The organism is Paraconexibacter sp. (assembly GCF_059438195.1).
On the sequence record NZ_JBLKKY010000005.1, the window covers coordinates 1 to 26,139 of the forward strand.

At 73.6% G+C, this 26,139-nt stretch carries 30 protein-coding genes; 18 read left to right on the forward strand and 12 right to left on the reverse strand.

Annotation, left to right across the window (positions count from 1 at the left end; translation table 11 throughout):
• Positions 1 to 143: 143 nt before the first annotated feature.
• Positions 144 to 920, reverse strand: coding sequence for an SGNH/GDSL hydrolase family protein (locus ACME2J_RS02775; protein ID WP_495543343.1), 777 nt, complete (start codon positions 918 to 920; stop codon positions 144 to 146).
• Between the two features lie 29 nt (positions 921 to 949).
• The gene (locus tag ACME2J_RS02780) at positions 950 to 1,732 is read right to left on the reverse strand and encodes an SGNH/GDSL hydrolase family protein (RefSeq protein WP_495543344.1); all 783 of its coding nucleotides are present in this window, start codon (positions 1,730 to 1,732) and stop codon (positions 950 to 952) included.
• Here ACME2J_RS02780 and ACME2J_RS02785 point away from each other — a divergent pair.
• A complete protein-coding gene (locus tag ACME2J_RS02785; RefSeq protein WP_495543345.1) occupies positions 1,731 to 1,997 on the forward strand; it encodes a hypothetical protein in 267 nt (88 codons plus the stop codon). The two genes, ACME2J_RS02780 and ACME2J_RS02785, sit on opposite strands and share 2 nt — an antisense overlap.
• Before the next feature lie 16 nt (positions 1,998 to 2,013).
• Here the strand turns inward: ACME2J_RS02785 and ACME2J_RS02790 are convergent, their stop codons facing one another.
• Positions 2,014 to 3,111, reverse strand: a complete 1,098-nt coding sequence (locus ACME2J_RS02790) for a lysylphosphatidylglycerol synthase transmembrane domain-containing protein (RefSeq protein WP_495543346.1) — start codon at positions 3,109 to 3,111, stop codon at positions 2,014 to 2,016.
• 47 nt (positions 3,112 to 3,158) lie between these two features.
• Between ACME2J_RS02790 and purT the strand changes: the two genes are divergently transcribed.
• Positions 3,159 to 4,382 (forward strand): formate-dependent phosphoribosylglycinamide formyltransferase, encoded by a 1,224-nt coding sequence (gene purT / locus ACME2J_RS02795; protein WP_495543347.1) that lies wholly within the window; start codon positions 3,159 to 3,161, stop codon positions 4,380 to 4,382.
• On the opposite strand, the gene ACME2J_RS02800 is transcribed toward purT, so the two are convergent.
• Positions 4,366 to 5,076, reverse strand: coding sequence for an HAD family hydrolase (locus tag ACME2J_RS02800; RefSeq protein ID WP_495543348.1), 711 nt, complete (start codon positions 5,074 to 5,076; stop codon positions 4,366 to 4,368). The two genes, purT and ACME2J_RS02800, sit on opposite strands and share 17 nt — an antisense overlap.
• Before the next feature lie 68 nt (positions 5,077 to 5,144).
• Between ACME2J_RS02800 and trkA the strand changes: the two genes are divergently transcribed.
• From trkA to ACME2J_RS02820, 4 genes are read left to right on the forward strand one after another with little or no spacing between them, the layout of a single operon-like run.
• On the forward strand, positions 5,145 to 6,476 hold the full coding sequence (trkA, locus tag ACME2J_RS02805; RefSeq protein WP_495543349.1) for a Trk system potassium transporter TrkA: 1,332 nt from the start codon (positions 5,145 to 5,147) through the stop codon (positions 6,474 to 6,476).
• Positions 6,473 to 7,966: a TrkH family potassium uptake protein gene (locus tag ACME2J_RS02810; protein WP_495543350.1), complete on the forward strand. Its 1,494-nt coding sequence runs from the start codon at positions 6,473 to 6,475 to the stop codon at positions 7,964 to 7,966. Before trkA ends, ACME2J_RS02810 begins: the two co-directional genes overlap by 4 nt.
• On the forward strand, positions 7,963 to 8,688 hold the full coding sequence (locus tag ACME2J_RS02815) for a class I SAM-dependent methyltransferase (RefSeq protein WP_495543351.1): 726 nt from the start codon (positions 7,963 to 7,965) through the stop codon (positions 8,686 to 8,688). Before ACME2J_RS02810 ends, ACME2J_RS02815 begins: the two co-directional genes overlap by 4 nt.
• A 36-nt stretch (positions 8,689 to 8,724) precedes the next feature.
• The gene (locus ACME2J_RS02820; protein WP_495543352.1) at positions 8,725 to 9,759 is read left to right on the forward strand and encodes a chymotrypsin family serine protease; all 1,035 of its coding nucleotides are present in this window, start codon (positions 8,725 to 8,727) and stop codon (positions 9,757 to 9,759) included.
• A 71-nt stretch (positions 9,760 to 9,830) separates the two neighbouring features.
• On the opposite strand, the gene ACME2J_RS02825 is transcribed toward ACME2J_RS02820, so the two are convergent.
• From ACME2J_RS02825 to ACME2J_RS02845, 5 genes are read right to left on the reverse strand one after another with little or no spacing between them, the layout of a single operon-like run.
• A complete protein-coding gene (locus ACME2J_RS02825; protein WP_495543353.1) occupies positions 9,831 to 10,463 on the reverse strand; it encodes a hypothetical protein in 633 nt (210 codons plus the stop codon).
• A gap of 13 nt (positions 10,464 to 10,476) precedes the next feature.
• On the reverse strand, positions 10,477 to 10,977 hold the full coding sequence (locus ACME2J_RS02830; RefSeq protein ID WP_495543354.1) for a hypothetical protein: 501 nt from the start codon (positions 10,975 to 10,977) through the stop codon (positions 10,477 to 10,479).
• Positions 10,974 to 12,191 (reverse strand): DUF7405 family protein, encoded by a 1,218-nt coding sequence (locus tag ACME2J_RS02835; protein ID WP_495543355.1) that lies wholly within the window; start codon positions 12,189 to 12,191, stop codon positions 10,974 to 10,976. Before ACME2J_RS02835 ends, ACME2J_RS02830 begins: the two co-directional genes overlap by 4 nt.
• Positions 12,188 to 12,823 carry an iron transporter gene (locus tag ACME2J_RS02840; RefSeq protein ID WP_495543356.1) on the reverse strand — a complete coding sequence of 212 codons (636 nt, stop codon included), beginning with the start codon at positions 12,821 to 12,823 and terminating at the stop codon, positions 12,188 to 12,190. The genes ACME2J_RS02835 and ACME2J_RS02840 overlap by 4 nt, the downstream gene beginning before the upstream one ends.
• A 36-nt stretch (positions 12,824 to 12,859) precedes the next feature.
• Positions 12,860 to 13,159, reverse strand: a complete 300-nt coding sequence (locus ACME2J_RS02845; RefSeq protein ID WP_495543357.1) for a hypothetical protein — start codon at positions 13,157 to 13,159, stop codon at positions 12,860 to 12,862.
• Positions 13,160 to 13,279: 120 nt separating this feature from the next.
• On the opposite strand from ACME2J_RS02845, the gene ACME2J_RS02850 reads away from it, so the two are divergent.
• From ACME2J_RS02850 to ACME2J_RS02870, 5 genes are read left to right on the forward strand one after another with little or no spacing between them, the layout of a single operon-like run.
• The gene (locus ACME2J_RS02850) at positions 13,280 to 13,645 is read left to right on the forward strand and encodes an ArsR/SmtB family transcription factor (protein ID WP_495543358.1); all 366 of its coding nucleotides are present in this window, start codon (positions 13,280 to 13,282) and stop codon (positions 13,643 to 13,645) included.
• Positions 13,642 to 14,751 (forward strand): ACR3 family arsenite efflux transporter, encoded by a 1,110-nt coding sequence (arsB, locus tag ACME2J_RS02855; RefSeq protein WP_495543359.1) that lies wholly within the window; start codon positions 13,642 to 13,644, stop codon positions 14,749 to 14,751. Before ACME2J_RS02850 ends, arsB begins: the two co-directional genes overlap by 4 nt.
• Positions 14,748 to 15,770: an ArsJ-associated glyceraldehyde-3-phosphate dehydrogenase gene (locus ACME2J_RS02860; RefSeq protein ID WP_495543360.1), complete on the forward strand. Its 1,023-nt coding sequence runs from the start codon at positions 14,748 to 14,750 to the stop codon at positions 15,768 to 15,770. The genes arsB and ACME2J_RS02860 overlap by 4 nt, the downstream gene beginning before the upstream one ends.
• Positions 15,770 to 17,035: an organoarsenical effux MFS transporter ArsJ gene (gene arsJ / locus ACME2J_RS02865; RefSeq protein ID WP_495543361.1), complete on the forward strand. Its 1,266-nt coding sequence runs from the start codon at positions 15,770 to 15,772 to the stop codon at positions 17,033 to 17,035. Before ACME2J_RS02860 ends, arsJ begins: the two co-directional genes overlap by 1 nt.
• Positions 17,036 to 17,066: 31 nt before the next feature.
• Complete coding sequence (locus ACME2J_RS02870) at positions 17,067 to 18,074, forward strand: Gfo/Idh/MocA family protein (RefSeq protein WP_495543362.1); 1,008 nt, start codon at positions 17,067 to 17,069, stop codon at positions 18,072 to 18,074.
• Here the strand turns inward: ACME2J_RS02870 and bcp are convergent.
• The gene (gene bcp / locus ACME2J_RS02875) at positions 18,071 to 18,535 is read right to left on the reverse strand and encodes a thioredoxin-dependent thiol peroxidase (protein WP_495543363.1); all 465 of its coding nucleotides are present in this window, start codon (positions 18,533 to 18,535) and stop codon (positions 18,071 to 18,073) included. The two genes, ACME2J_RS02870 and bcp, sit on opposite strands and share 4 nt — an antisense overlap.
• Positions 18,536 to 18,579: 44 nt before the next feature.
• Between bcp and ACME2J_RS02880 the strand changes: the two genes are divergently transcribed.
• Both ACME2J_RS02880 and ACME2J_RS02885 read left to right on the forward strand, forming a co-directional pair.
• Positions 18,580 to 18,807 (forward strand): type II toxin-antitoxin system HicB family antitoxin, encoded by a 228-nt coding sequence (locus ACME2J_RS02880; RefSeq protein WP_495543364.1) that lies wholly within the window; start codon positions 18,580 to 18,582, stop codon positions 18,805 to 18,807.
• On the forward strand, positions 18,804 to 18,998 hold the full coding sequence (locus ACME2J_RS02885; RefSeq protein ID WP_495543365.1) for a type II toxin-antitoxin system HicA family toxin: 195 nt from the start codon (positions 18,804 to 18,806) through the stop codon (positions 18,996 to 18,998). The genes ACME2J_RS02880 and ACME2J_RS02885 overlap by 4 nt, the downstream gene beginning before the upstream one ends.
• Positions 18,999 to 19,146: 148 nt before the next feature.
• Here the strand turns inward: ACME2J_RS02885 and ACME2J_RS02890 are convergent, their stop codons facing one another.
• Together ACME2J_RS02890 and ACME2J_RS02895 are read right to left on the reverse strand one after the other, a co-directional pair.
• On the reverse strand, positions 19,147 to 20,013 hold the full coding sequence (locus tag ACME2J_RS02890) for a DNA-formamidopyrimidine glycosylase family protein (protein WP_495543366.1): 867 nt from the start codon (positions 20,011 to 20,013) through the stop codon (positions 19,147 to 19,149).
• Complete coding sequence (locus ACME2J_RS02895) at positions 20,006 to 20,485, reverse strand: SixA phosphatase family protein (RefSeq protein WP_495543367.1); 480 nt, start codon at positions 20,483 to 20,485, stop codon at positions 20,006 to 20,008. The genes ACME2J_RS02890 and ACME2J_RS02895 overlap by 8 nt, the downstream gene beginning before the upstream one ends.
• Positions 20,486 to 20,575: 90 nt before the next feature.
• Here ACME2J_RS02895 and ACME2J_RS02900 point away from each other — a divergent pair, with 90 nt between their 5' ends.
• The 5 genes from ACME2J_RS02900 (at position 20,576) to ACME2J_RS02920 (ending at position 26,139) form a co-directional block, all read left to right on the forward strand.
• The gene (locus ACME2J_RS02900) at positions 20,576 to 21,184 is read left to right on the forward strand and encodes a TetR/AcrR family transcriptional regulator (protein WP_495543368.1); all 609 of its coding nucleotides are present in this window, start codon (positions 20,576 to 20,578) and stop codon (positions 21,182 to 21,184) included.
• Positions 21,181 to 22,437 (forward strand): acyl-CoA dehydrogenase family protein, encoded by a 1,257-nt coding sequence (locus tag ACME2J_RS02905; RefSeq protein ID WP_495543369.1) that lies wholly within the window; start codon positions 21,181 to 21,183, stop codon positions 22,435 to 22,437. The genes ACME2J_RS02900 and ACME2J_RS02905 overlap by 4 nt, the downstream gene beginning before the upstream one ends.
• Positions 22,437 to 23,531, forward strand: coding sequence for a phosphotransferase family protein (locus tag ACME2J_RS02910; RefSeq protein WP_495543370.1), 1,095 nt, complete (start codon positions 22,437 to 22,439; stop codon positions 23,529 to 23,531). Before ACME2J_RS02905 ends, ACME2J_RS02910 begins: the two co-directional genes overlap by 1 nt.
• Positions 23,518 to 24,138: an HAD family hydrolase gene (locus ACME2J_RS02915; protein ID WP_495543371.1), complete on the forward strand. Its 621-nt coding sequence runs from the start codon at positions 23,518 to 23,520 to the stop codon at positions 24,136 to 24,138. Before ACME2J_RS02910 ends, ACME2J_RS02915 begins: the two co-directional genes overlap by 14 nt.
• Before the next feature lie 195 nt (positions 24,139 to 24,333).
• Complete coding sequence (locus tag ACME2J_RS02920) at positions 24,334 to 26,139, forward strand: hydantoinase/oxoprolinase family protein (RefSeq protein ID WP_495543372.1); 1,806 nt, start codon at positions 24,334 to 24,336, stop codon at positions 26,137 to 26,139.

Genomic DNA, 26,139 nt, shown 5'->3' on the forward strand with positions numbered 1-26,139 from the left:
TCGAACGCGCGTTGGATTCGCCCCCTATGTGGGGGTCAATCGAACGCGCGTTGATTTCGCCCCCGCGCCCCCCGCGCCCCGCGCCCCGCGCCCCGCGCCCCCGCGCCCCGCGCCCCCCCTGCGCAGCCCCCGCCCCCGCCCCCCTACTCCGGCAGCGTGAAGAGGTTGCCGAGGACCTGGTAGCCGGCGACCGAGGGGTGGGCGCCGTCCGCGGTGAGGTCGGCGCGCATGCGATCCGGGTCGCGCGGGTCCTCGAGCAGCTCGTACCACTCGACGAGGTGGACGTCCTCGTCCTCGGCGATGTCGCGGATGAGGCGGTTCAGCTCGCGGATCGGCGCCTTCGTCTCCTCGACGCCGCTGTTCCAGGGGAGGAGCTCGACGATCGCGACCTTGAGGCCGAGCGCCTTCCCGCGCCTCACCATCGACCGCAGGGTCGCAGCCGCCTCCTCGGGCTCGCGGCCCTGCGCGATGTCGTTGACGCCGCCCTGGACGACGAGGTAGTCCGCTCCTTGCGCGCACCCGTCGAGCCTCTGCGCGATCTCGTCGGTGCGGTCGCCGCCGACGCCGCAGTTGCGGAACGCGACCCCGGGCATCCGGATCGCCGCCCAGAAGAGCCACTGGGACTGCTCGGTGACGCGGCCGAGCTGCGCCCGGACCGCGGGGTCGGGATCGAAGCCGGGCGCCCCCGCCGTGATCGAGTCGCCGATCGCCGCGACGATGACGGGGTCCGGCGCTCCGTCGACCGGGCCGACGACGTGCGCAGGCACGGCGGGCGAGGTCACCGTCGGCGGCTGCGGGATCGTCGGCGGCGTCGCCGTCTCGTCGTCGCCGCCGCACGCCCCGACCAGGAAGCCGGACGCGAGCGCGAGGACGAGGAGGAGCGCCAGGAGCGCTCGTCGAGCGGGGTGGCGGGCGGCCATGGGCGAGCGGGACATTGTGCCGCAGCCCGTCAGTCGGGCAGCCGGAAGATCCCGCCGATCCGGCGGTACCCCGAGACCGACGGGTGCACGCCGTCGGCGGTGAGCGACGCCGGCATCCGTCCCGGCGCCGCGGGGTCCTCGAGCGCCTCGTGCCAGTCGACGAGGAGGACGTCCTCGCGCTCCGCGAGCTCCCGCACGCGCGCGTTGGCGCCCACCACCGTGCGGGAGAGCGCCTCCTCCCCGCGGTCGAGCGGCGGGATCGTCACGAGCACGACGCGGAGCCCGAGCGCCTTCCCGCGGCGCACCATCGAGCGCAGGTTCGACGCGATCTGCCACGGCCGGCGCCCGAGCACGACGTCGTTCGTCCCGCCCTGCACGACGAGGACGTCGGCGCCGCGCGCGCAGGCGTCGAGCCGCGCCGCGATCTGCTCGGTGAGCTGGCCGCCGACGCCGCAGTTGCGGTACCGGGTCCCCGGCAGCTCGCGCGCCGCCCAGTACTGCCACTGGGAGCGCGGGTCGGCGCCCCCGGGGATCCCCGCCCGCTCGGAGGGCAGCGGCGAGAAGCCCGGGATCCCCGCCGTGATCGAGTCGCCGAGCGTCGCGACGACGACCGGCGGATCCTCGCCCCCCACCGCCTCGACGACGTGGATCGGGAGGCCCGGCGCGGACTCGGCGGGCGCCGTCGGCGTCGTCGCGGCGCCGGGCGCGCCCCCGTCGTCGTCCCCGCAGCCGGCGACGACGACGGCGGCCACGACGGCGACGAGGACCCGCTGCGCCGAGACGAGGCGCCGCGTGTGCGACCATCTGTGCATGGAAGGTTTCGGTGGCCTTTTCGGAGATCCCGACGAGCTCATGCGCCGCATGGCCGAGTTCGCGGAGCAGGCGCAGGGCCAGCAGAAGCTCGCCTGGGCCGACAACGCGATCAAGCTCGCCGTCGACATGACGGTAGCGGCTGTCCAGCGCGTGAACATCCAGGGGACGCCCGAGCAGCAGGCGGAGCAGATCCGCCAGGTGATGGCGACGGTCTTCCCCGAGGCGGTCGCCCTCGTGCGCGAGGCCCGTCAGGGCCTGCAGTAGCCCGGCCCGCGCCTCATCACCGCGGCCCGGCGGTCCGCCGGCGCCGTCGCTCCTCCCGCCGCGCGCGCCGCTCCTCGCGCGCGCTGCGTCCCTCGTCCGCCTCCGGGCCGCCCGAGACGACGAGCCCCCGTTCCGCTGCCTCCTCGGGGTCCAGGCCGTTGCGCTCCGCCTCCCGGTGGGCCTTGCCCGCGTCGATGACCTCGCGGAACGAGCGGAACTTGAAGATCGTGAAGAGCGCGATGAACCCGAGCGTGAGGCTGAACGTCGCGATCGCGATCTGCTGGCCGACCGAGTAGGCGGCCGCGCCGCCGCCGAACACCTTCACGAGGAACGCCTGCTGCACTCCCGCGCCGCCCGGCGTGAACGGCACGACCGCGGCGACCGCGTTGACGCCGAGGACGAGGAGGACGTTGTGGACCGAGCCTCCGATGTTGAACGCCTCGAGCATGAAGAAGAACGCGGTGAAGCGGAAGAGCCAGCCGACGAACTGGACGAGCCACACCTCGCGGAAGTAGCGACGGCGGTCGAAGAGGATCGTGAGGCCCTGCCGCACGCGCGCCCAGAAGGCCTGGACCCGGCGCGAGAGGACCGCGAAGAGGACGAGCGACAGGACGCCGAGCGCGGTGAGGAAGAAGAGCGTGAAGCGCGGGTTCGCGGCGAAGAAGCTGAGGTCGAACGCGCCGAGCTTCGAGAAGTCCGGAGGCTTCGGGAAGACGCCCTGGGTGAACGCGAACGTGAGGATGAAGACGCCCATCGTCGCGTCGAAGACGCTCTCCACCGCGAACCCGGCGCCCACCGCCGGATACGAGGACCGCGGGACCGACGTCTTCGAGAGGTAGAGCTTGATGACGTCGCCGCCGCGGGCCGGGATGACGTTGTTGAAGCCGTAGGCGGCGACGTAGGCGCCCCAGATGCGGCGGAACTCGATGCGCTCGGTCGGATACGCCGCGCGGAGGATGTGGAAGAACGCCCGGGCGCGCAGGCTGAGGTAGATCCCGAAGCACGCGAGCGCGATGGCCAGCGATCCGAACTGGACCTCGGCGAGGTTCGAGAAGAACTCGCCGACCGCGTCGAAGAAGGTCGAGATGTCGTCCGTGAGGGCCGCGACCGGCACGACCGGCAGGGTACCCGCCGCCTCCCCGGTGGCATGATCGCGCCGCGATGAGCACTCCACCGCCGATCGGCACCCCCCTCACCGCGGGCGCGACGCGCCTCGTCCTCCTCGGAAGCGGCGAGCTCGGCCGCGAGGTCGCGATCGAGGCGATGCGGCTCGGCGCCGAGGTCGTCGCGGTCGACCGCTACGACGGCGCGCCCGCGATGCAGGTCGCCCAGCGCCGGCACGTCGTCGACATGACCGACCCGGCCGCCCTTCGCGCCGTGCTCGAGGAGGAGCGCGGCCGTCCGTGCGCGGCTCTCCACGTCGTCCCGGAGCTCGAGGCGATCGCGACGCCCGTCCTCGAGGAGCTCGAGGCCGACGGCCTCCGAGTCGTCCCGACCGCCCGCGCGGCGCGCCTCACGATGGACCGGGAGGGCATCCGCCGCCTCGCCGCGGAGGAGCTGGGCCTCCCCACCTCGCCGTACCGGTTCTGCGACACGGAGGAGGAGCTGCAGCAGGCGGTCGCCGCGCTCGGCACGCCGTGCGTCGTCAAGCCCGTCATGAGCTCATCGGGGAAGGGGCAGTCCGTCGTCCGCTCCCCCGACGGCGTCCGGGCCGCGTGGGACCACGCCCAGACCGGCGGCCGGATCAAGGGCCAGCGCGTCATCGCGGAGGGGTTCGTCGACTTCGAGTACGAGATCACGCTCCTCACGGTCCGCCACGCCGGCGGCGTCGCGTTCTGCGCGCCGATCGGGCACGTCCAGGTCGACGGCGACTACCGCGAGAGCTGGCAGCCCCAGCCGATGTCTGACGCCGCGCTCGCCCGCGCCCGCGAGGTCGCGCGCGCGGTCGTCGACGGTCTCGGAGGGCACGGGATCTTCGGCGTCGAGCTCTTCGTCGTCGGGGACGACGTCGTCTTCAGCGAGGTGTCTCCCCGCCCGCACGACACGGGGATGGTGACGATGGCGACGCAGGCGCTCAGCGAGTTCGCCCTCCACGTCCGCGCCGTCCTCGGCCTCCCGGTCCCGGACGGCGAGGTGCCGCTCCGCGATCCGGGCGCCTCCGCCGTCCTCCTCGCCGGCGAGGAGATGGACGCGCCCGCCGTCGCGGGTCTCGCCGACGCTCTCGCGGTCGCCGCGGACGTCGACGTCCGCCTCTTCGCCAAGCCCGACGCGCGGCCCGGCCGTCGCATGGGCGTCGCCCTCGCGCGCGGGGCGAGCGTGGACGAGGCGCGCGGCCGCGCCCGCGAGGCGGCCGCCCGCCTCGTGCTCGTCAGCGGATCGCGATGAGCCCGACGGCGTGGTGGACGTCCTCGTCGGCGAGCGAGCCGGCGAGGACGTGCGCCTCCGGGAGCGGCGTGCCCTCGAGGTAGGGCACGCCGACGACGAAGAGCCCGGCGGCGTGCGCCGCGGCGACGCCGGGCGGGGAGTCCTCGAGCCCGACGGCCTTCCGCGGGTCGGCGTCGAGGCGCGTGCAGGCCTCGAGGTAGAGGTCGGGGGCGGGCTTCGGCCGGTGGACGTCCTCCGCGCTCACGACGACCTCGAAGCGCGCCCGCAGCCCGCTCACGTGGAGCGTCCGCTCGACGAACTCCCGCGAGGAGTTCGAGGCGAGGCCGATCGGGGTCCCGGCGCGGGCGAGGGCGTCGAGGAGCGCGACCGCGCCGGGGCGCGGCGGGCAGCCGGCGAGCGCCTCCTCCATGACGAGCTCGTGGAGCTCGTCCATGAGGGCGACGCCCTCGTCGAACGGCCGGTCCAGCATCCGGGCGAGCTTCTCCTCGGCGACCGCACGGGACGATCCGATGAGGTAGCGCTTGTGCTCCTCGGTGAAGACGCGGCCGCGGCGCTCGAACAGCGTCACCTCGGCGCGCGTCCACGCGACCTCGGTGTCGAGCAGGAGGCCGTCGTTGTCGAAGACGACCGCGGAGGGGGTCGTCCCGCGCGCGGCGAGTCGCGGGTGGTCGGAGGCCGAACGGGCGCCGGTCATCACCACGACACGATGACGGATGGCTGTCAGGGAGACGTTCCGGGCGCCCGATGCGCGACGATGCGCCGATGCGCGTCATCGTCGTCGGCTTGGGCGAGGTCGGCCAGCACATCGCCCGCACGCTCAGCGGCGAGCGCCACGACGTCACCGTCATCGAGCGCGACGCCGAGCGCGCCGAGGCCCTCCAGGGTGAGCTCGACGCCCTCGTCGTCGTCGGAAACGGCGCCTCGCCCCGCTTCCTCGCCGAGCTCGCCGCCGACGAGGCCGACCTCGTCTGCGCGGTGACGAACAGCGACGAGGGGAACGTCATCGCCGCGCTCGCCGCCCACCAGCTCGGCACGCAGCAGACGGTCGCGCGCGTCCGCGATCCCGACTACTTCGGCAGCGACGCGTCGTTCTCGCGGGACGTCCTCGGCATCGACTTCGTCATCAACCCCGAGCGCGCGACGGCGGAGGACCTCAGTCAGGCGATCATGCTCCCGGGCGCCGTCCACGTCGAGCGCTTCGGCGACGGTCTCGTCGCGGTGGCCGAGTGCATCGTCACGTCGCGGTCGCCGCTCATCGGGCGCGCGATCGGCGACCGCCGGCCCGTCCAGCCGCACACGGTCGTCGGGATCATCCGGGAGGGCCGCGTCATCGGGGCCGACCCGGGGCACCGGCCGCGTGCGGGCGACCACCTCATCGTCGCGGCGCCGAGCGATGACATCGGCCCGGTCGTCGCGTACCTCGCCGGGCAGGCCCGCCAGGTCCGCGACGTCGTCATCTTCGGCGGCGGCCGGATCGGCCTGCCGCTCGCGCAGATCCTCGAGCCGCACTACTCGGTGACGGTGATGGAGAGCGACATCGAGCGAGCGCGGGAGATCGCGGAGGTCCTCCGCCGCGCGACGGTCCTGCACGAGGAGGGGATCGGCAAGGAGGCGCTCCTCGCGCACGGGGTCGACCAGGCCGGCGCGTTCATCGCGGCGGCGGGCGACGACCGCGCGAACCTCCTCGCCGCGCTCGGCGCGAAGCAGCTCGGCACCGACCTCAGCCTCGCGGTGGTCTCGCGCGAGGAGTACACGCCGCTCGTCGACGCGCTCCAACTCGACGCGTCCTTCTCCCCCCGCCTCGTGACGGCGGAGGCGATCCTCCGCGCGGTCCGGGGAGGCAACGTCGAGGCGGTCCACCTCCTCGTCGGGGGCGCCGAGATCCTCGACGTGCAGGTCGACCCGGGCAGCCGCGCCGACGGCCGGCGGGTCGAGTCGGTCGAGTCGATGGCGACGACCAGGGTCGCCGCGATCGTCCGCGACGGCCGCGTCGTCGTGCCCCGCCGCGACGAGAGGGTGCAGGCGGGCGACCGCCTCGTCACGTTCAACGCCCGGCGCGGCGCCGGCGAGATCGCCGCCGTCTTCGACGCGTGAGCCCATCGACGCGCCGCATCGGCCCCGGGTTCAACTGGCGGATCATCGTCCCGGTGGTGTGCGGCGCTCTCGGCGCCGTCGGCCTCGGGATGGCGGCGTGCTTCGCGTACGCGGCGGCGATCGGCGACGGCAGGGCCACCGAGGCCTTCGGCATCCCCGCCGCCGTCCTCGTCCCGCTGTCGATCCTGGGCCTCCTCGGGTCGCGACGCCTGCGCAGCCTCCCGCTGCGCGCCCGCGACGGCTTCCTCGCGGTGACGCTCGCGTGGCTCCTCTCCGCGATGGCGGGAGCCGTCCCGTTCGTCATCGAGGGCGTCTTCCCGCGGTACGTCGACGCGCTCTTCGAGAGCATGAGCGGCTTCACGACGACCGGTGCGTCGCTCCTCGACGACATCGAGGCGCAGCCCGACGCGATCCTCCTCTGGCGGAGCCTCTCCCAGTGGATCGGCGGCATCGGCATCGTCGTGCTCGTCGTCGCGATCGCCCCGGCGACCGGGCTCGCGACGCAGCGCGTCTTCTACGCCGAGACCTCGGGCGTCACCGCGGAGCGGCTCACGCCGCGGATCGCGGACACGGCGAAGATCATCGCAGGCATCTATCTCGTCCTCACGGCCGCGGGGCTCGGCGCGTTCCTCGTCGCGGGGCTCGGGCCGTTCGACGCGGTGAACCACATCTTCACGACGCTCTCGACCGGCGGGTTCTCGACGCGGAACGCGTCCCTCGGCGCCTTCGACTCCGTCGCGGTCGAGGTCGTCGCGATCGTGTTCATGGTGCTCGGCGGGATCAACTTCGCCTTCTACTGGCTCGCGCTGCGCGGCGGGCCGATGTGGCCGCAGGCCGCCGAGGTCCGCGCGTTCCTGCTGATCGTCCTCGGGAGCATGGGCCTCGTCACGCTCAGCCTGGTCCTCAACGACCACCCGGGTGGCGGCTGGGAGAACCTGCGCGACGCGGCGTTCACGGTGACGACGGTCTCGACGGGCACCGGGCTCACGACGGCCGACTTCGACCTGTGGAACGACTACGCCCGCGTCCACCTCCTCATCATCATGTTCGTCGGCGCGTGCGCCGGCTCGACGTCGGGCGGGCTCAAGGTCCTCCGCATCATGCTCCTCGCGAAGACCGCCACCCAGGAGCTCCAGCGGCAACTGCGCCCGCGGGCCGTGCTCGTCCTGCGTACGCGCGGACGCGTCTTCAGCGAGGACGTCCGCCGCGGCGTGCTCGGCTTCGTCGTCGTCTACATGCTCGTCGCGCTCGCGGGGACGCTCGCCATGCTCGTCACCGGCCTCGACCTCCTCACCGCGGTGTCGAGCGCCGCGGCGATGCTCACCCTCCTCGGCCCCGGCATGGGAGAGGTCGGGGCCTCCGAGAACTACCAGGCGGTCTCCGAGCCCGGGCGCGCGATCCTCTCGTTCCTGATGCTCGCCGGCCGCCTCGAGGTCTTCACCGTCCTCGTCCTCCTCACGCCCGCGTTCTACCGGCGCAACGTCGCGTGAACGGGGTCGGCGGGTACGCGGCGGACCTCGCCGCGATCCACGCCTCCGGCTTCACCTTCCTCGCCGAGGGGGCCGCGCGCGAGCTCGCGGCCCGGTTCACCCGGCCGGCCTCGATCCTCGAGCTCGGCTGCGGCGACGGCACGACGGCGGCGGCGCTGTCGACCGGCGGCCACGTCGTGCGCGGCATCGACATCTCCCCGGCGATGATCGCCCTCGCCCGCGCGAGGACGCCCCGGTCGACCTTCCTCGTCGGGTCGTCGCTCGACGTGCCGCTCGGCGGCCCGCACGACGCGGTGCTCGCGGCGGGGGAGGTCCTCGCGTACCGACTCGACGAGCGCGCGGGCGGCGAGGCGGCGCTCGCGGACGTCGTCGAGCGGGTCGCGGGCGCGCTGCGCCCCGGCGGGCTCTTCCTCTTCGACCTCCCGCGTCCCGGACGCATCGCGGGCGGCACCCAGCGAACCTGGTCGGAGGGCGAGGGCTGGGCCGTCCTCGTCGACGCCGCCGAGGACGAGGAGGGCGTGCGCCGCCGCATCGTCACCTTCCGCGAGAGGGACGCGGGCTGGCGGCGGTCGGAGGAGACGCATCTCCTCTCCGTCCATCGGCCGGCGCGCGTCCTCGCGCTCCTCCGCGCGCGTGGCTTCTCCGCGCGGACGCTCCCCGGCGGCTACGCGGGCGCGACGCTCCCCGGCGTCACGTTCTACGCCGCGCGTCGCCGACGCTGATCGGCCGGGAGGGCCGGTTTCGTACGGTGTAGAGAGATGCTCGCTCTTCGCCTGCGCCAGCTCACGCCCGCAGCGACGCTCGCCGCGCTGCTCCTCGCCGTCCCCGGCGCGGCACGCGCCGACGACTCATACGAGCGCTGCGAGCCCGTTCCGGGCACGAGCGTCGTCGCGGTCGCCCGCGAGGACTGCGATGTCGCGCGGAGCGTCGCGGCGGTCGTCGCTGCGGGTCCCGCGGCCGACGCCGAGGCCGTCCTCGACCGCATCGGATGGACCGCGGTCCGGGCGAAGGACTCGGAGGTGCGCGACGGCGTCCACGATCTCGTCGCGATGCGCAGGCGCGCGGCCGTCGCGATCCGCCGGCCCGGCCCGGCCCCCGATCTCGACGGGTGGACCGCGGGTCGCGAGCTCCTCTTCTCGCGCCGCACGCTCGTGGGCGGGGAGCGGCCACCCGACGACACGAGCTCGTGCACGTCGGCGTTCCTCGTCCGCTTCCGCAGCAACGACCGCTTCGGCGGGCTCAGCGCTGCGCACTGCGCGGGACTCACCCGCAAGAACCTCACGAACCGGCGCAACGCCGCGCTGCGTCGTCCGCCGCAGCCGGGGATCGTGCTCGGCCGCGTGCAGCGGATGCTCACCCGCAGCGAGCCTCTCGACGCGCTCGCCCTCCCCATCCCGAGCGGCGCCGGGCGCTCGCGCCTGCCGATCGTCGACCGCGGCACCGGCAGCCCGCCGTGGGTCGTCGCCGGGACGGCGAAGCTCATCCCCGGCCGCGAGGTGTGCTTCACCGGCCGCACGAGCGGCCCCGACCGCTGCGGCCGCCTTCGCGGCAAGGGCGCCGCCGACGCCGAGGAGTTCCTCAGCGAGGAGGCCGGCCTGCGCGTGCGGTGCACGACGATCACCGCGCGCTCCGGCGACAGCGGCGGCCCCGTCTACACGAAGCCGCGCAAGAACGGGACGACCTACGCGATCGGCATCGTCACGCTCGTCGTCGGGCCGTTCCAGAAGATGTGCTTCACGCCGATCTCGCCGGTGCTGAAGGAGATGAAGGCCCGCCTCGTCACCGAGGACTGACCGCCGCTCCACCGGCCGAACCGGATTCCTGTGGCGCTATGACGCCACAGGAATCCGGTTCGGCGGTCGGGTCAGGTGACGGGGTTGTCGCCGCGCATCGCGCGGCGGCGCTGGACGACGAGCGCGACGGCCGCGGCGAGGAGGACGCCCGAGACCGGGATGAGCCAGCCCGGCGCGTCGTCGTCGTCCCCCTCCTCGGAGGCGGGCGCCGCGTCGGCCGGGTCGTCGTCGGGCGTCGTCGTCGGCGCGGCCTCGCCCGCGGGCGGGGCGGTGACGCCGCCCGGTGAGCCGGTGGCGCCCGTCGTGTCGGTGGGCTCGTCCGCGGCCGGCTCGGCGGGGAAGTCGCCGACCGTCGTCGTGCCGTCGTCGCCGGCGACGCGCGCGCCGACCTGCCAGTCCCGCCAGCCGCCCCGCTCGTCGACGGGCACGACGACCTCGTAGGCCTCGCCGGAGACCTCCGTCTCGTAGGTCTCGCCGTCGATCGACACGGTCGTCGTGGCCTCGAGGTCGATCGAGCCGCTCGACGACGCGATCGGGTACACGGTGACGTCGGCCGCCGGCTCGCCGTCCTGCGTGATGTCGGCGATCTGGACGGTCACGTCGTAGGCGTCGTCGCTCCCGCTCGCGACGATCGAGCCGCCGTGGGCGGAGGCCGAGACGGGGAACGCGAGGAGCAGGGCGAGGGCGGGGAGGAGGCGACGCATGACGCGCATTGTCTCAAGCGGTCGCGCCGGCCCGGCGGCGGCGCGCGACGACGACGAGCGCGGCGGCGCCGAGGAGCGTGACGGCGCTCGCGGGCCAGAGCCAGCCCGGTGTCGAGGAGCCGTCGTCGGCCGCGACCGGCTCGCCCCGCACGACGAGCGTGCCCGCCTCGCCCCGCACGGTCGCGGTGATCGTCCACCCCCGCCACTCGCCGCGCGCCTCGAGCGGGACGATCGCCTCGAGGCCGTCGGGGGTCGGCTCGGCGCGCACCGTCCGCCCGTCCCCGAGCGAGAACGTCACCTCCGCGGCGGTGTCGAGGGCCCCGTTGGCGTTGCGGATCGGGTAGGCGGTGAGGTCGAGCGCCCGCCCGCCGTCCTCGCCACGGACCTCGGACGCCTCGACCGTGACCGTGTACGCCTCGTCGGCCCCGCTCGCCACGAGCGCGCCGCCGTGCGCGTGCGCGGCGGCCGGCACGACGAGCGCGGCGGCGAGGAGCACGGGGAGCACCCGCCTCATGCGTCCCACCCCTCGAGGCCGGGGCACGTGCGCCGCGAGCGGGGCGGGACGAGGTAGTTCCCGCGCCGCCGCACGCTGAGCCACTCGTTGATCCCGTTGTTGACGTGCGGGGTGATGCCGGGGTTCGCTGCGACGGCGCGCGAGGCGTCCATCGCCCGCCGTGTCGCGACGAAGTCGTCGATCGACCGCTGGAGCGCGACGAAGTGGACGACGGGCTGTCGTCCGTCGAGACCGTCGAAGTCGCGACGGAGGATGATCGGCCGTCCGTCGCGGCGCGCGGCGGCGGCGGCCTGCGCGTGGCCCACGAGCCCGTGCCGGCGGGCCGTGCCCTCGACGTCGCCGGGCGGGTCGATGCCGGCGCCTGGGTCACGGACGTCCGCGGCGCGCACCTGCGGGGCGAACATCCGCGCGACCCGCTGCTCGTCGTCGAGGCTGCCGAACCACGTCTGCAGCGCGAGCGCGATCGTGCTCACGTGCATCGTCGTCGCGCCCGCCCACGGACCCTCGGTGATCGTGATGTCGTCCTCGCGGGCCTGGTTGCGGCGGAAGCCCGAGGCGAAGCCCATGAAGAGCGGCGCGTCGCGCGACGGCCGGCCGGCGGGGATGCCGTTGGCCCCACGGCCGATGCGCCGCGGGAGGCCCGGTCCGACGAACCCCGTGCGGCGGTCCGCGAGGCGGAGGGGCCCGCGGAGCCCGGCACGGACGAGTCGCTCGGCCTCGTCGAGCCGGCGGGGGGAGTCCGAGGCGAGGTGCAGGCAGCCGGCGAACGCGTCCAGGTCGGGCGCCTCGGAGTCGGAGAGCGGGGCGGGCGCCGGGACGGGCGACCGGATGCCGACGGCGTCGAACCACGCCGGCCCCCAGCCGGAGAGGAGCAGGACGCCGGCGGGCCCGGCGGGGAATCGCTGCTCGACGGCGCGCAGCGCGTTCTCGAGGCGGACGGCGGCGGCGACGGTGGGCTCGTCGTCGAGGACGAGATGGAGGAGTCGCTGATGACGCGGCGCCGTCCGGTTGCCGTGGCCGTCGGCGGTGAGGACGTCGTCCCAGGCGTGCTGGCGCTCGGGCCGGCCTCCGGGGTCGGGCACGACCGCGGGCACGGCCTCCTCGTCGCCGGAGCCGGCGAGGAGGAGGCCGCTGGTGCCGAGCGCGACGGCGCCGCCGCCGGCTGCGACGAGCAGCCGGCGGCGGGTGAGGCGCGGGGTGTCGGCGTCGCTCACGGCGCGGGGGTGAACGTCGTCCCGTCGTAGGCGATGCGGAACCGCGTGCGCTGGGTCCCGGTCCACGCCTTCTCGAGCGAGCGGTGGCGGCCGACGCGCGGCGAGCCGACGACGAGCGAGACCTCGTAGGTCCCGGCCTCGCCGACGTCGACGTTCTCGCCGTAGTGCATGCCCATCCCGCGCCCGATCATCGGGTAGAGCGGTCCCTCGAACACGGTCCCGCCGTCCTCGTCGGTGATGCGGGCGGTCACGGTCGCGTCGGGGAGGCGGATGCCCGACTCCGTGTCGGTGAGCGCGACCATGAGGTGCGCGTCGTCGTCGGGGCTCGGCGTCTGCTCGCGCAGCTCGTCGCCCTCGGCGACGAAGAACCGCTCGGCGGACGACGCCATGAGCGCGATCGTCATGTCCTCGGTCTTCGTCATCCCGAGCTCGGCCATCGACGCCATCGCGGCGGCCATGTCGTCGTCGGCGGCCATGTCGCCGTGGTCCATCGGCATGTCGCCGGTCGTCGCCGCCACGGGCGCGGCGGACTGCGCCTCGGGCGTCTCGTCGTCGTCGCCGCAGCCGGCGGCGAGGCCGCCGAGCGCGAGGCAGGCGCAGGCGGCGAGGGTCGCACGGGTCGTCGTGCGCATGTGGGTCTCCTTGTCTTCGTGGTCGTGTCGGTGTCGTCAGGCGACGAGCACCGGCGGACCACGGCGGACGAGACCGCCGCCGAGGGTGAGGCCGGGGCGCGCGATGCGCACGCGCGGGAGGTGCGGGGCGGCGTCGTCGGTCGGCCGCGCGAGGCGCGCCGCCGGGCGGCGGCCGTCGCGGAGCCGCTCGATCGCGTCCTCGCCCGGGTACCAGCCCGCGAGGAGGAAGCCGAGGCAGACGAGGAGCGGGACCGCCGCAGGGCCGAGCAGGGCCGTCGCGAGAACGGCCGTCGGAGCGAGGAGCGCGAGTCGCGCGCCTGGGCGGTGGAGCCGCACGTCGGTGAAGGTAGCAGCGACCGGCGCGTGGTCACCGCTCGTTCACAGAGACGGGCGCGCTCGTCCCTACATTGACGCCTGTCGATCGAGTGTCCGTGGTCATTGGATAGATTTCCGTCTATGGAGCTTCAGCTCACGCCGAAGGCGAAGCGCGCGAAGGGGGACAGCTGCCAGGAGCCCCTCGTCCGCCCGGACGTCGGTCCCGACGCCGCCGAGCGGCTCGCCCGCGCGGCGAAGGCCCTCGCCGACCCGATCCGCGTCCAGCTTCTCGACGTCCTGCGCAAGCACCCCGGGAGGGTGTGCGTGTGCGAGCTCGTCCCGCTCTTCGACGTCTCGCAGCCGACCGTCAGCCATCACCTCAGGGTCCTGCGGGAGGCGGGTCTCGTCGCGTCGGAGAAGCAGGGGCTCTGGTCGTTCTACTACGTCGTCCCCGGGCCGCTCGACGAGCTCGCGGGCTGGCTGGCGCCGACGGAGCCCGGCGCGTGAGCGTCCCGGCGCCCCGCGAGGCGGTCGTCGAGCGACTCTCGACCCTCGACCGCTTCCTCCCGCTCTGGATCGCCGTGGCGATGGCCGGTGGCCTCGCGCTCGGCTCGCTCATCCCGGGCCTGGACGACGCCCTCGACGAGCTGCGGATCGGCACCGTGTCGCTCCCCATCGCGATCGGGCTCCTGCTCATGATGTATCCGGTCCTCGCGAAGGTCCGCTACGAGGAGCTCGGCCACATCACCGGCGAGCGGCGGATGATCTGGGCCTCGCTGATCCTCAACTGGATCGTCGGCCCGCTCCTCATGTTCGGGCTCGCGTGGCTCTTCCTCTCCGACCACCCCGAGTACCGCACCGGCCTCATCATCGTCGGGCTCGCGCGGTGCATCGCGATGGTCCTCATCTGGTCGGACCTCGCGAAGGCGGACACCGAGGCGACGGCGCTCCTCGTCGCCATCAACTCGCTCTTCCAGATCGCCGCCTTCTCGCTCCTCGCGTGGCTCTACCTCACCGGGCTGCCGGACCTCCTCGGCCTCGAGACCCAGGGGCTCGACGTCTCGATCTGGGAGGTCGCGCGGACGGTGCTCATCTTCCTCGGCATCCCGCTCGTCGCCGGGTTCCTCACGCGACGGGTCGGCATCCGGCGCCGTGGCGAGGCGTGGTACCGCGAGTCGTTCCTCCCGCGCATCGGCCCGCTCGCGCTGTACGGCCTCCTCTTCACGATCGTCATGCTCTTCGCGATCCAGGGCGAGGCGATCACCGACGAGCCGCTCGACGTGGCGCTCATCGCCGTCCCGCTCCTCGCCTACTTCCTCCTCATGTTCTTCGCGAGCTTCGCGCTCGGCCACCGGCTCGGCCTCGGCTACGCGCGGACGGCGACGCTCGCCTTCACCGCCGCGTCGAACAACTTCGAGCTCGCGATCGCCGTCTCGATCGGCGTCTTCGGAGCGACCTCGGGGCAGGCGCTCGCCGGCGTCGTCGGGCCTCTCATCGAGGTCCCCGTCCTCGTCGGGCTCGTCTACGTCGCGCTCGCCCTCGGGCGGCGCTGGTTCACCCCCGACGGCCACCCGCTGCGCCGGCCGGCGCGCACGACCGAGAGGACCGCATGACCCGCATCGGCATCAACGGCTTCGGCCGCATGGGGCGGCTCGCCGTCCGCGCGGCGTGGGGCGCCCGCGACCTCGACATCGTCCACGTCAACGAGCTGCACGGCGACGCCGCCGCCGCGGCGCACCTCCTCACCTTCGACTCGGTCCACGGCCGCTGGGACCGGGACGTGGGGGCCGCAGGGGCTGCGCTCGCGATCGACGGGACCGAGATCGCGTTCACGCAGGAGGCGACCCCCGGTGGCGTCCCGTGGGACGAGCACGGCGTCGACGTCGTCCTCGAGTGCACGGGCGCGTTCCGCACGATGGAGAAGCTCGCGCCGTACGCCGACCGCGGCGTCCGCAAGGTCGTCGTCGCCGCCCCGGTGAAGGACGACCGCGCGCTCAACGTCGTCGTCGGCGTCAACGACGACCGCTACGACCCCGACCGGCACGACGTCGTGACGGCGGCGTCCTGCACGACGAACTGCCTCGCCCCGGTCGTGAAGGTGATCCACGAGGGGATCGGCATCTCCCGCGGGTCGATCACGACCCTCCACGACCTCACGAACACCCAGGTGATCGTCGACGCGCCGCACAAGGACCTCCGGCGCGCGCGAGCGGCGGGCATGTCGCTCATCCCGACGACGACCGGCTCGGCGACGGCGATCGGGCTCATCTTCCCCGAGCTGCAGGGTCGCCTCGACGGCCTCGCGGTCCGCGTCCCGCTCCTCAACGCCTCCCTCACCGACGCCGTCTTCGAGGTCGACCGGCCGACGACCGTCGACGAGGTGAACGGGCTTCTCCGCGACGCGGCGGAGGGCCCGCTCGCGGGCATCCTCGGCTACGAGACCCGCCCGCTCGTCTCCGTCGACTACACCGACGACCCGCGGTCGGCGATCGTCGACGCCCCCTCGACGATGGTCACCGACTCGACGCAGGTGAAGGTCCTCGCCTGGTACGACAACGAGTGGGGCTACGCGAACCGCCTCGTCGAGCTCGCCGAGTCGGTCGGGCGGTCCCTCGCGGTGGGCGCGGGCTGATGGAGGCGACGGCGCGGCGGGGCGACCTGCGCAACTACGCCGTCGTCACCGGCGCCTACTGGGCGGACACGATCGCCGACGGGGCGATCCGCGTCCTCGTCCTCTTCTACTTCTACGAGCTGGGCTACAGCCCGTTCGAGGTCGCGTCCCTCTTCCTCTTCTACGAGATCTTCGGGATCGTCACGAACCTCGTCGGCGGCTACGTCGCCGCGCGGCTCGGCCTCAAGGTGACGCTCCTCGCCGGGCTCGCGACCCAGATCACGGCGCTCGGGATGCTCGCGCTCGCGCCCGAGGACCTCCTCGTCGTCGCCTACGTCATGGTCGCTCAGGCCCTCTCGGGCATCGCGAAGGACCTCACGAAGATGAGCTCGAAGAGCGCGGTGAAGCTCGTCGTCCCGAAGGACGCGCCGGGCGCCCTCTACACGTGGGTCGCCGTCCTCACCGGCTCGAAGAACGCGCTGAAGGGCGTCGGCTTCTTCGTCGGCGGCGTGCTGCTCTCGACGGTCGGCTTCCAGACCGCGCTCGGGATCCTCGCCGGCCTCGTCGCCTCGGCGCTCGTGGGGACGCTCGCGCTCATGCGCGGGGACCTCGGCAGCCCGACGGCCGGGGCGCGCTTCCGCCAGATGTTCTCCCAGAGCCGCGCGGTGAACGTCCTCGCCGGCGCGCGGGTCTTCCTGTTCGCGAGCCGCGACGTGTGGTTCGTCGTCGGCGTCCCCGTCTACCTGCGCGCCGAGCTCGGCTGGACGTTCTGGCAGGTCGGGACGTTCCTCGCCGTGTGGGTCATCGGGTACGGGATCGTCCAGGCCTCGGCGCCGCGCTTCATCCGCGGGCGGGGCGAGGGGGCGAACCCCGACGGGGGGACGGCGACGTGGCTCGCGTTCCTCCTCGCGGCGTTCCCGGCGGGCATCGCGATCGCCCTCGCGACGTCGGTCGATCCGACGGTCGTCCTCGTCGGAGGCCTCATCGTCTTCGGGATCGTCTTCGCCGCGAACTCGGCGGTGCACTCGTATCTCATCCTCGCCTACGCCGAGAACGACCGCGTGTCGATGAACGTCGGCTTCTACTACATGGCGAACGCGGGTGGACGGCTCGCGGGGACGGTCCTCTCCGGGGCGCTCTACGTGTGGGGCGGGCTCGAGGCGTGCCTGTGGGCGTCGGTGGTGTTCGTCCTCGGGGCGGCCCTTCTCGCCCGGCTCCTCCCCAAGGGCGCCGCGCCGCCCGCGCCGACGACGCCGGCGGTCGGCGCGTCCGGCGTGCCGGCGTAGGGCGCGTCCGGCGCCCGGGTAGCGCCCCGACATGCCGTCCCTCGCCGTCCTCGGCGCCGCGCACGTCCACACGCCGGAGTTCCTCGACCTGCTCGGCGACCACGGAGGGATCGAGCTCGCGGGCGTCCACGACCACGACGCCGCGCGGGCGCGTGCGGCGGCCGAGCGCGCCGGGACCGCCGTGCTCTCGGCACCCGGCGACGCGCTCGGCGATCCGGGCGTCGACGCGGTGATGGTCACGTCAGAGACCGTGCGCCACCGCGACCTCGCCGTCGCCGCCGCGCAGGCCGGCAAGGCCGTGTTCGTGGAGAAGCCGGTGGGAGTGACCGGCGCGGACGCGCGTGCGATCGCCGACGCCGTCCGCGCGGCCGGCGTCACCTTCCAGACCGGCTACTTCCTGCGCGGCGATCCGCGGCACCGCGTGCTGCGCGACCTCGTCCGCGGCGGTGCGCTCGGGCGCCTCACCCGCGTGCGCGTGCACAACGCGAATCCTTCGGTGCTCCTCGGCTGGCTCGACGACGCCGCGTGGATGGCCGACCCCGCGCGGTCCGGCGTCGGCGCGTGGGGCGACGAGGGCGCACACGCCGTCGACCTCCTGCGCTGGCTGAGCGGTCGCGAGGTGCAGCGCGTCGTCCTCGCGACCCGCGCCGGGGTCGACGGCCGACTCGGGAGCGTCGACGAGACGGGTGAGGCGCTCCTCGTCCTCGACGATGGCGTGCTCGCCACGGTCGGGGCCGGCTGGGTCGAGGGCGGCGACCCGGTCGAGGTCGAGGCCTGGGGCACCGAGGGTCACGCCTGGGTCGCCGGCCGGCGGCTGCACCGGGCGGGCGGCCGGCCAGGGGAGGACGACGCGGGCGAAGAGGTGACGGACCTCCCGCCCGACGCCCCTCACGCCTTCACGCTCTTCCTCGACGCGGTCTGCGGCCGCGAGCCGGCGCTCCCGCTCGTCGACGCCGACGACGCGGCGGCGACGACCGCCGTGCTCGAGGCCGCCTACGCCTCCCGCGACGCCGGCGCCTGGATCGACGTTGCGCGCTAGGCGGGCGCCCCGAGCGCCTTCAGCACGAGGTCGTCGTGCTTCTTCGGCTGCACCTTCGGGAAGACGTGCGCGATCGTGCCGTCCGGGTCGATGATGAACGTCGCGCGCTGCGCGCCCCAGTACGTCTTGCCGTACATCGACTTCTCGACCCAGGTGCCGTAGAGGTCGCAGACCGCGTGATCCTCGTCGGCGAGGAGCGTGAACGGCAGCGACTGCTTCTCGTGGAACTTCTTCACCTTGTCGACGGGGTCGGGCGAGACGCCGAGCACGACGACGTCGCGCGAGGTGTACTCGTCCCAGTTGTCGCGGATGCTGCAGGCCTGCGTCGTGCACCCCGGCGTGTCGGCCTTCGGATAAAAATAGAGGACGACCGTCCGGCCCTTGAGGCCGGAGAGCGAGACGTCCTCGCCGTCCTGGTCGGGGAGGGTGAAGTCGGGGGCGGGGGTGCCGGGTTCGAGCATGCGGTCATCTTCGCAGCGACGTGCGGGCGTTGTACCGTGTCCGCATGGGCGCATTGACCTTCAGCGTGGTGTTCGAGGCGGCTGGAGACGGGTCGGTCTACGCTCACGTGCCCGAGCTGCCCGAGGTGCAGACGCAGGGTGCCGACCTCGATGACGCGCGCGCGATGGTCCGTGACGCGATCGAGCTCGTCCTCGCCGACCGCCGGGAGCGCGGAGAGCCGTTGCCGACCCCGGGGTGGGCGGTCGTCGAGTCCGTCGAAGTCGCTGCGTGAAGAAGCGTGATCTCGATCGCCACCTGACCGCCCAGGGGTGCCGACTCGTCCGCGAGGGCGCCAAGCACGAGATGTGGGAGAACCCTGCGACGGGTCGCCGGACGACGGTGCCGCGACATCGTGAGATCAAGACCCCCACCGCGCGCGGCATCTGCCGGCAGCTCGACATCGCTCCGCCGGCAGGCTCGTGACGCGCGTCTGAGCGACTACTGCGTCGTGCACCCCGGCGTGTCGGCTTTGGGGTGACGGCAACGACTGCGATGGCCAGCGAGGTGCGACGGATGAACACCGGATTCCGAGGTTCATCCGTCACACCTCGTCGGGTCGCCGGCCGGCACCTCACTTCAGCAGGCGCGACAGGCGGCGGTCCTTGAGGACGCGCCCCCCGGTCTGGCACTGCGGGCAGTAGCAGAGGACCTGCTCCTCGTAGTGGATCGCCTCGATCGTCGTGCCGCAGCGCGGGCACGGCTCGCCGTGACGGCGGTGGACGAGGAGCGGGAGGGGGAGCTTGTCCGGCAGCGGGAGCGAGAGGGACTCCTCGTACGTGGCGAGCGCGGCGCCGAGACGGTCGACGATCGCCTCGCGCAGCGCGGCCGCCTGCTCGCCGGTGACGTCCTTCGCGCGCGCGAACGGGGAGAGGCGGGCCTCCCACAGGATCTCGTCGACCCACGAGCGCCCGATGCCCGCGATGACCCGCTGGTCGCGCAGGACCGCCTGGATCGGCCTCGCGCCCTGCGGCGCGAGGATCGTCGCGAGGTCCTCCGGCGGGTCGGGCCACGCCTCGGGGCCGAGCGTCGCGATCGCCTCGTCGGCTCCGACCGCGTCCGCGGGGAGGACCTTCGCCCAGGCGGACTGGCGCGTGCCGAACTCACGGAGGCGCAGCTCGCGACCGCCCTCGAGGCGCAGGAGGAGCCGCGACGTGCGGTCGCGCATCCCGGCGCGCTTGTCGAAGAGCTGCAGCCGGCCCGCCGACATGAGGTGGACGAGGACCGCGAGGTCGCCGTGCGCCCCGGTCTCGACGTCGACGACGAGGTGCTTGCCGATCCGCCGCAGGCCTCGGATCGCCCCGCCGTCGAGCGCGTGGAGCGGCGGGTCGAACGTCTTCAGCGTGTTGAGGCCCGGCGCCATCGTGGACTCGATGCGCGCGCCGGCGAGCTCCGCCCCGAGGAGCCGCGCGGTGATCTCGACCTCGGGCAGCTCAGGCATCGCTCGCGCCGGCGATCGCGCGGATCTCGCGCGGCCTCAGGAGGACGGCGAGCTCACCCCGCGACGACTCGAGGCGGATGACGGCGATGCCGCCCTTCTTCATGTCGATGCGCGCGCCGGTGAGGTCGTGGACGAGCTGCGAGAGGTCGGGCTCGTGGCCGACGAGGAGGATGCGATCGCGGTCCCCGACCGCCGCGGCGAGCGCGAGGGCCTCGCCGGCGTCGAGCCCGACGATCGCGTCGTGGACGACCGGCTCGACGCCGAGCACGGCGCAGGCGCCGTCGGCCGTCTCGCGCGCCCGGACCTTGGGGCTCGTGAAGGCGAGCGCAGGCTCGAGCTCGAGGGCGGCCATCGCCTCGCCGGCGAGGCGCGCCTGCTCCTGACCACGGGGAGTGAGCCGGCGCTCCGCGTCGGGGCGGACGCCGTGCGGTTCGGCCTCGCCGTGACGAAGCAGCCAGAGCTGACGCGGCATCTCGCGGGGAGCCTAGCCGACGCGAGAACCCCCTCCGAGGGGGTGGCCGGCGGTTGACGGGGCATGGCCACTTCGCATACCCTTGGGTATGTGAGTTCGCCCGCCGCCTCGACTCCGAGAGCCCGCTCCGCTCGGGCGACGCGCGAGCGGCTCGTCGACGCCGCGATCGAGCGCTTCGCCGCCGACGGGCTCGGCGCGCGCTTCGACGTCATCGCCGCCGACGCCGGAGTGACGAAGGGCGCCCTCTACCACCACTTCGGCTCCAAGGACGGTCTCGTCGAGGCCGTCTACCGCGAGGCGATCCGCCGTCACGCCGACCAGGTGATCGCCGCCTCGAGCGAGGGCGACGGCCGCACGCGCCTCTTCCGCCTCATCGACGAGAGCACGCGCCTCTACACCTCGCGGACGCCCTTCTACTCGCTCCTCCTGCATCTCCACGTCGAGGCGGCGACGCGCTCGCCGCAGCTCGCCGGGATCGCGCGCCGCGTGCAGGACCGCCAGCGCGAGTACATGATCGGCCTCGTCCGCGCCGGTCAGGAGGACGGGTCCATCGCCTCGTCGGTCGACGCGGAAGCCGTCGGGCTCACCGTGAACGCCGCTCTCCACGGACTCCTCGTCCACACCTTCGACTCACAGGCGACCCAGCAGCGCTGGGTAGCGAAGTTCCGATCCCTCATGGAAGGCCTCCTCTCGCGATGACGACCACCACCCCCACCGGCTCCGTCGGGACGATCGACTTCCGGGTCCCGCCCGACGTCGAGGACGTCCTGCAGCGCGTGCGCACCTACATCGAGGAGGACGTCCTCCCCGCGGAGTCCGAGATCGAGGACGTCACCGACGTGCTGAAGAGCTGGCACGTCGTCGAGCGCCTCCGCGACCGCGCGCGCGAGCGCGGCATCTACACCCCTCACCTCCCGGAGGAGTACGGCGGCCTCGGGCTCGGCGTCCTCGCGATGTCGCTCGTCTCGCAGGAGTGCGGGGTGAGCGGCCTCGCGTCGCTCGGCCTCAACGCGATGGCCCCCGACGAGGGGAACATGCACACCTTCCTCATCGCCGGGAACGAGGAGCAGAAGGAGCGCTGGCTGCGCCCCCTCGCCGCGGGCGAGATCCGCTCGTGCTTCGCGATGACCGAGCCGGACGTCGCCTCCTCCGACCCGACGAACCTCGAGACGACCGCGGTCCGGGACGGGGACGAGTGGGTCATCAACGGGCGCAAGTGGTGCATCACGGGCGCGATCGGCGCGTCCATCGCGATCGTCGTCGCGAAGACCGGGACGGACGAGAGCGCCGGCCACCGCAACTACTCGCTCATCCTCGTCCCGACCGACACACCCGGCTGGGAGGTCGAGGACGACCCGGAGTGGATGGGCGCGCACCTCGTCGGCGGGCACCCCTACATCCGGATGACCGACGTCCGCGTCCCGGTGGGGAACCTCCTCGGCAACGAGGGCGAGGGCTTCGTCATCGCGCAGAAGCGCCTCGCCGGCGGCCGCCTGGCCCACGCGATGCGCTGGATCGGCGTCGCGCAGCGCGCGCTCGACCTCACCTCGCAGCGCCTCCTCGAGCGCAAGGCGTTCGGCAAGGAGCTCGCGCGCCAGCAGGGCCTCCAGTTCATGATCGCCGACAGCGCGATGGACCTCTACGCCTCGCGGCTCATGGTCCTCCACGCCGCGTGGAAGGTCGAGAACGGCCTCCCGCACCGCCAGGAGATCGCGATGGTGAAGACGTTCGTGAGCGAGGCCTTCGGGCGGGTCGCCGACCGCGCCGTCCAGATCCACGGCGCGGCCGGGATCGCGATGGAGCTCCCGATCGCGGGCTGGTACACCGACGCCCGCGCGGCGCGCATCTACGACGGCGCGAGCGAGGTCCACCGCATGACGATCGCCCGCGAGTGCCTCAAGCTCGCGATGAAGGGCGAGTCCACGAAGAAGGCGACGGGAGACCTGTTCTGATGCCGTCGGTCAAGCTCGCGGACGACGACGTCGTCGAGACCTTCGCCGAGGCCGAGGGAGCCGAGCGCGAGCCGCTCCTCGTCCTCGAGCCGCTGCGCGCGTTCCTCGACGAGCACGGCCTCGGGGCGGGCGTGCGGGAGATCGATGTCGAGCCGATCGGGGAGGGCCACTCGAACCACACGTTCGCTCTTCGGCGCGGCGGCGACGAGTTCATCCTGCGCCGGCCGCCGCGCGGACCGCTCCCGCCGAGCGCGCACGACATGATGCGCGAGGCGCGGGTGCTGAGCGCGATCGAGCCGACGCCCGTCCCCTCCCCGCGGATCCTCGCCGTCTGCGAGCGGACGGACGTCATCGGCGTCCACTTCTACGTCATGGAGAAGGTCGAGGGGCACGTCATCACCGACACGGTGCCCGAGGTCTTCGACCACCCCGCGTCGCGCCGCGCGATCGCGCACTCGCTCGTCGACGCGCTCGTCGAGCTGCACGCCGTCGACCCGCAGGCCGTCGGCCTCGGCGACTTCGGCAAGCCGAGCGGCTATCTCGAGCGCCAGCTCAAGCGCTTCGTCGGCCTGTGGGAGCACAACAAGACCCGCGAGATCCCGGAGGTCGAGCACGTCGGGGGCTGGCTGCGGGACAACATGCCGGAGCAGTCGGCGGCGACGATCGTCCACGGCGACTACCGGCTCGGCAACGTGATGATCGACCCGCGGGAGCCCATCGTCACCGCGATCTTCGACTGGGAGATGTCGACGATCGGCGATCCGCTCGCGGACGTCGGCTACCTCAACATGATGTGGACGGAGGCCTCCGACCCCGAGGGCGGGATGTTCGACCTCAACCGGGTGACGCGTGCCGAGGGCTTCCCGACGCGCGCCGAGCTCGTCGCGCGCTACGAGGAGCGCAGCGGCCGCGCGATGACGGACATCCGCTGGTACACGGCGCTCGCGCTGTGGAAGGCGATCGTCTTCATGGAGGGCAACTACAAGCGCGCGGTGTCGGGTGCGACGGACAACGAGTTCCTCAAGAGCTTCGGCGACGGCGTCGTCGAGCTCGCCCGGCGGGCCGAGGAGGTCGCGCTCCATGGGAAGCTCTGAGCGCCGCGGGCTCCTCGTCGACTGGGGCGGCGTCATGACGACGAGCCTCTTCGCCTCGTTCGACGCGTTCGACGAGGCGGAGGGCCTTCCGGTCGGGACGGTGAAGACGGCGTTCCGGACCGACCCGGAGGCGCGCGCCGCCCTCGACGACCTCGAGTGCGGCCGGTGCGACATCCCCGCCTTCGAGGAGCGGTTCGCCGCCGTCCTCGGCGTCGGCGAGCACGAGGGGCTCGCGCTGCGCCTCTTCTCGCGGATGGGTCCCGACGAGGCGATGATGGGCGCGGTCGAGCGCTTCCGGGCGGCCGGCGTGCGGACCGGGCTCCTGTCGAACTCGTGGAGCGAGAACACCTACGACCGCTCGCGGTTCGACGTGCTCTTCGACGTCCTCGTCATCAGCGGCGAGGAGGGCGTGCGCAAGCCCGACCCGCGCATCTACGAGATCGCGATCGCGCGCATGGCGATGCCGGCGCAGGAGATCGTGTTCGTCGACGACATCGGCGGCAACCTCAAGCCGCCCCGCGCGATGGGCGTCCACACGATCCTCCACACGAGCGCGGAGGAGACGATCCCCGCGCTCGAGGACGCCCTCGGCGTCAGCGTGCGCTGACCCCCTCTCCTCCTCCTGACGTTCCTCACGCCAGGCGTGAGGAACGTCAGGTCGGAGGGCGGTTGTGGCACCTCCACAACGGCGCCCTCCGCGACTGGCCGGCCTTCCCGAGCGCCGGGCGCCTCTCTCGGCCTACGGTCGTCCTCGCACATCGCCGCAGGAGGGCGATGGCAGTCCGCAAGAGAGGAGAGGCCCGTGAAGGGCACGACCATCGACATCGACACCGGTGGCACGTTCACCGACGCCTTCGTCGTCCGAGACGGAGAGCCGCGGGCGGTGAAGGTCCCCACGACGCCGCACGACCTCGCCGTCTGCTTCCGCGAGGTCGTCGAGAAGGCCGCCGACGAGCTCGGCCTCGACGTCCCCACGCTGCTGCGCGAGACGCGCTGCGTCCGCTACGCGACGACCGTCGGCACGAACACCGTCATCCAGAGGACGGGCCCGCGTCTCGGGCTCCTCGTGGCCCCCGGCGCCGAGGCCGACTCCGCCGACGGCGCGCGCGGCACGTTCGTGGACGAGGACATGATCGCGGCGACCGGGATCGGCGACGCCGACCTCGTGTCGGCGACGAAGGAGCTCCTCAACCGCTCGGCGCGCGCGCTCGTCTGCTCGCTCCCGGGCGGCGGCGTCGAGGACGAGCGCGAGGTCCGCGCCGGCTTCGAGCGCCACTACCCGAAGCACTGCCTCGACGCGGTGCCGCTCCTCCTCTCCCACGAGGTCGACGACGACCCCGAGGACAGGCGTCGCACGGCGACCGCGCTCTTCAACGCCTACCTCCACCCGGAGGTCGCTCGCTACCTGCACCGCTGCGAGGACTGGCTGCGGTCCCAGGGCTACCGCGCGCCCCTCCTCGTCGTCCACAACGACGGCGGCTGCGCCCGCGTCGCGAAGACGATCGCCGGCAAGACGTACAACTCCGGCCCGACGGCCGGCCTCATGGGCGCGGAGATCCTCGCGGACCTCTACGGCATCGACTCGCTCGTCACCTTCGACGTCGGCGGCACGTCGCTCGACGTCGGCTTCCTCACCGACGGCACGGCGCCGATGCAGGAGCACGGCACGGTCGAGGGCATCGAGCTCTCGTTCCCGATGCCGGACCTCCACGTCCTCGGCGCCGGCGGCGGCTCGATCGCCCACCGCCTCGAGGACGGCACGATCGAGGTCGGCCCGCAGAGCGCGGGCGCCCGGCCGGGACCGGCGTGCTTCGGCCTCGGCGGGACCGCCCCGACCGTCACCGACGCCGACGTCGTCCTCGGGATCATCGACCCCGCCGGCTTCCTCGGCGGCGCGATGGCGCTCGACGGCGACAAGGCGCGCTCGGCGCTCGACACGCTCGGGGCGGGCTCCCCGGAGGAGGCCGCCGAGGCGGTCCGCGCCCGCCTGCACGCGAACATGGGCGACCGCATCGCCGAGGAGATGGGCAAGCGGGGCGTCGACCCCGCGGGGACGACGCTGCTCGCCTACGGCGGGGCGGGCCCGACGCACGCGACGGGCGTCGCCGAGCGGATCGGCATCAAGGACGTCATCACGCTCCCGTTCAGCGCGGTCTTCTCCGCGTTCGGCGCGCAGTCCGCCGACGTCACGCACGTCTACGCGGAGGCGCCCGGCGAGGGCGTCGAGGACCGCCTGCGGGCGCGGGCGATGCGGGACATGCGCGGTGAGGGCTTCTCGCCGGACGATGTCGAGATCGACGTCTCCGAGGTGCGCCGGCACGACGCCGAGCGCCTCCAGGTGACCGCGCTCGCGCGGCTCGCCCACCACACGTTCACGAAGGCCTCGCCGAACGGGGCGACCGCGCCGCAGGCGACGAGCCGCGAGGTCCGCTGGCCGGACCACGGCGCGCTCGCGACCGCGATCCACGAGCTCTCGTCGCTCACGCCGGGCGTGCGCATCGAGGGGCCGGCGGTCGTCGAGGCCGGCGACACGACGATCGCCGTCTCGCCGGGCTGGACCTTCGAGATCGACGAGTACGGCAACGGCCGACTGCGCGACGAGCGCTGA

Bases quoted from the DNA above. Each gene is read 5' to 3' on its own strand.
- ACME2J_RS02905 (WP_495543369.1), top strand. From the start codon at position 21,181: ATGACGACCACCACCCCCACCGGCTCCGTCGGGACGATCGACTTCCGG.
- ACME2J_RS02850 (WP_495543358.1), top strand. From the start codon at position 13,280: ATGGAGCTTCAGCTCACGCCGAAGGCGAAGCGCGCGAAGGGGGACAGC.
- purT (WP_495543347.1), top strand. From the start codon at position 3,159: ATGAGCACTCCACCGCCGATCGGCACCCCCCTCACCGCGGGCGCGACG.
- ACME2J_RS02870 (WP_495543362.1), top strand. From the start codon at position 17,067: ATGCCGTCCCTCGCCGTCCTCGGCGCCGCGCACGTCCACACGCCGGAG.
- bcp (WP_495543363.1), bottom strand. From the start codon at position 18,535: ATGCTCGAACCCGGCACCCCCGCCCCCGACTTCACCCTCCCCGACCAG.
- ACME2J_RS02785 (WP_495543345.1), top strand. From the start codon at position 1,731: ATGGAAGGTTTCGGTGGCCTTTTCGGAGATCCCGACGAGCTCATGCGC.
- ACME2J_RS02860 (WP_495543360.1), top strand. From the start codon at position 14,748: ATGACCCGCATCGGCATCAACGGCTTCGGCCGCATGGGGCGGCTCGCC.
- ACME2J_RS02780 (WP_495543344.1), bottom strand. From the start codon at position 1,732: ATGCACAGATGGTCGCACACGCGGCGCCTCGTCTCGGCGCAGCGGGTC.
- ACME2J_RS02820 (WP_495543352.1), top strand. From the start codon at position 8,725: ATGCTCGCTCTTCGCCTGCGCCAGCTCACGCCCGCAGCGACGCTCGCC.
- ACME2J_RS02775 (WP_495543343.1), bottom strand. From the start codon at position 920: ATGGCCGCCCGCCACCCCGCTCGACGAGCGCTCCTGGCGCTCCTCCTC.
- ACME2J_RS02910 (WP_495543370.1), top strand. From the start codon at position 22,437: ATGCCGTCGGTCAAGCTCGCGGACGACGACGTCGTCGAGACCTTCGCC.
- ACME2J_RS02830 (WP_495543354.1), bottom strand. From the start codon at position 10,977: ATGAGGCGGGTGCTCCCCGTGCTCCTCGCCGCCGCGCTCGTCGTGCCG.
- ACME2J_RS02895 (WP_495543367.1), bottom strand. From the start codon at position 20,485: ATGCCGCGTCAGCTCTGGCTGCTTCGTCACGGCGAGGCCGAACCGCAC.
- ACME2J_RS02825 (WP_495543353.1), bottom strand. From the start codon at position 10,463: ATGCGTCGCCTCCTCCCCGCCCTCGCCCTGCTCCTCGCGTTCCCCGTC.
- ACME2J_RS02800 (WP_495543348.1), bottom strand. From the start codon at position 5,076: ATGACCGGCGCCCGTTCGGCCTCCGACCACCCGCGACTCGCCGCGCGC.
- ACME2J_RS02915 (WP_495543371.1), top strand. From the start codon at position 23,518: ATGGGAAGCTCTGAGCGCCGCGGGCTCCTCGTCGACTGGGGCGGCGTC.
- ACME2J_RS02890 (WP_495543366.1), bottom strand. From the start codon at position 20,013: ATGCCTGAGCTGCCCGAGGTCGAGATCACCGCGCGGCTCCTCGGGGCG.
- ACME2J_RS02840 (WP_495543356.1), bottom strand. From the start codon at position 12,823: ATGCGCACGACGACCCGTGCGACCCTCGCCGCCTGCGCCTGCCTCGCG.
- arsJ (WP_495543361.1), top strand. From the start codon at position 15,770: ATGGAGGCGACGGCGCGGCGGGGCGACCTGCGCAACTACGCCGTCGTC.
- trkA (WP_495543349.1), top strand. From the start codon at position 5,145: ATGCGCGTCATCGTCGTCGGCTTGGGCGAGGTCGGCCAGCACATCGCC.
- ACME2J_RS02880 (WP_495543364.1), top strand. From the start codon at position 18,580: ATGGGCGCATTGACCTTCAGCGTGGTGTTCGAGGCGGCTGGAGACGGG.